Source organism: Aquitalea sp. FG25 (genome assembly GCF_057809375.1).
In genome coordinates this window covers 1-2,232 of the sequence record NZ_JBMDJV010000060.1, presented here as the reverse complement: position 1 = coordinate 2,232, position 2,232 = coordinate 1, and the positions used below count along the sequence as shown (strand labels likewise).

1 protein-coding gene is annotated in these 2,232 nt (G+C 57.3%); it reads right to left on the bottom strand.

The features are described from left to right. Nucleotides 1-355: 355 nt before the first annotated feature. Nucleotides 356-1,678, bottom strand: coding sequence for a prefoldin domain-containing protein (locus ACODR9_RS24275; RefSeq protein WP_488813251.1), 1,323 nt, complete (start codon nucleotides 1,676-1,678; stop codon nucleotides 356-358). Nucleotides 1,679-2,232 lie beyond the last annotated feature (554 nt).

Here is a 2,232-nt window from a genome sequence, read left to right as displayed (position 1 = left end):
GCCGGGGCTGGTGGTCGGTGGCCGGGGCTGGTGGTCGGTGGCCGGGGCTGGTGGTGTGCTGTGGATATGTGGACGATGCGGCCAAAGCCGCACCGGGCGCGGGGATGTGGAAAACCCTCGATGGGGTTTCCCACAACACCCGGCCCTTCGACCACATACCCCGCGCCGCACGCTGGCGGCGCTCACAAGCACCTGGCGCGCTCCGCTTGTCTTATCAAGTTTGTATTTTTTTGAAAAGCAAAACCCCCGGCCGCATCCAGCTCCCTTACAAGGCACAGGGACTTCGGACAGAACCGGGGGTTATATGGGTGATAGGTGTAGGCTATTGCCGCCTAAAGGCGGGGGGCTACGCCCACTATACAAGGCACAGGGACTTCGGACACTCCGGGCGAGGCTTGAGGTAGTCGGCCGCCGTGCTGCGCGGGATGCCAAGCTGCTCCGCAATGGCGCGGATGGAAAGGTTTTGAGCGCGTAGCTCCTGGGCCTTGCTGCGCATTTGCTCGGCCTGGGCCAGATATTCGCTACGGGTTTTGTTGCCGGCGGCCTGGCGGCGCTTGGCTTCGCTCTTGCGGTTAGCTTCTCGCTTACGTTCGGCCGCCAGATCGGCCGGGATGATGGCTCGCAGTCTCGGTTGCAGATCGGGGGGGATAAGGTCGGCAAGGCTGTTGTAGAGTGTTTCCCGCTTGTATGCGTAGCGGTACTCTCGGCCCTCAAGGTCATTGGCCGTTTTCTTGGCGCGCTGCACTACTGAGGTGCAATAGCTCAACGCTTCCCTGATTTCGAGGCTGGGGGTGATTTCTCTGGCGACAGTAACAATCTCGTTCTGTAATGCTTCTGATACGGTGAACCATGACAGCGCATTGGCCATGTGAAACAGGATCGTATCGCGGTGGCCCTTCGGGACTTGGCCACCGAACCAATTGTGTTGAACGATGGCATGAAGGTCACGATAGACCAAGTACCAGCGCTGATAAATTGAGCCGCTTGCGCTTGTATACAGCCTGTCATGCCGGCGTGCTCTCACAGCGCGCAAGTCGCGGATTTCAGCGCGGGTGAAAGGCATGATCTGGTCATGCAGGAAGTCGAAATCGTAAGGTTTCGAGTGAATCGGATCAGCGTGAACCAGTGCGCCAGCGGCCTTGCTGTTTTTTGTCCCGACAACTCGCAGCACGCGAGTTGCATCTGCGCACATGCGGTCAGCACTGGTGATTTCAATCAGCCGGCGCTGGCATGCTTGCCAGCGGGGCAGGGCGGCCCCGTGCGTTCGTTCCAATAGCCAATACAGGTGCGCGCCCCGGCCGGTGTATATGATCGCATTAGGCTCGGGAACCTTGGCGCGAACCAAGGCCGACATGGCGCTTTCAACTCTGTAGTTAATGTCTTCGCCCTGGTGACAGTCAATGTCAACAAATAGGGCATTCAGCGCGGCTACATTCCTGATAAGCCGCCACTTGAAAAACTCGTTAGGGGTAATGAACACATCCGGCTCGTTGGCCCACTTGGCCAACTTGTCGCGGGCGATTTCGCGGTTCATTACATGCCAGTTGACATTCTGCTTGGGAGTGAAGGCGATAAGATGGCTGCTTTGGTTCGTATACAGCCAATCGTAGTAATCGGATGGCATGCGCAATGGCAATGCCATTTGAAAAGGCTCATCCTGCGGCGCGAGTTGAGGCATTCCCATCGTAGAATCCTATTGCGCGTCACGCCGCTAATGCATACAATGCAAAGGCGAAGTGACACCGCGTCTAAGTCAGCACCTTGCCAGTGCTGGGTGTTACAAGCCAAAATCAACCGTTGTTTAGTCAGCCCGCCGCTTGCCCCGGTGGGCTTACTTTTTTGTACTGCCGCCCGCTGCTTTCTTGCCCAGCAACGCACATAAATCCTCACGAACTATAAGCCGGATATAACACGAAAGTCAACATGCGAATTCTTGGCCAAAGAACGCATTTTGCTTCCTCGTACCACTTCCAAATCCTTGTCTGGTATACCTTTCCGACGCTCAACGTTTTTCGGTCGAGCAAGGCCCGCCGCCCTTCGGCCATGCATCTGGTGGCCTGGCCCGCTTGGGTATCGCGGCGTCGGAAATTGGATAGTACATCCAATTAACTGTGGCTCGTTTTATGGGCCGCTCGCTGGCCGTGTTTCCGGCGGCTCGCCTTCGCCTTGCTCTGGCTGGGGTCACCTCAGAAAACGGAAAATAAAGCACGCTAAGCCGGTTGCAGCGGCCGT

Excerpts from the sequence above, each read along its gene's own strand:
- ACODR9_RS24275 (WP_488813251.1), bottom strand. The coding sequence starts at position 1,678 with ATGCCTCAACTCGCGCCGCAGGATGAGCCTTTTCAAATGGCATTGCCA.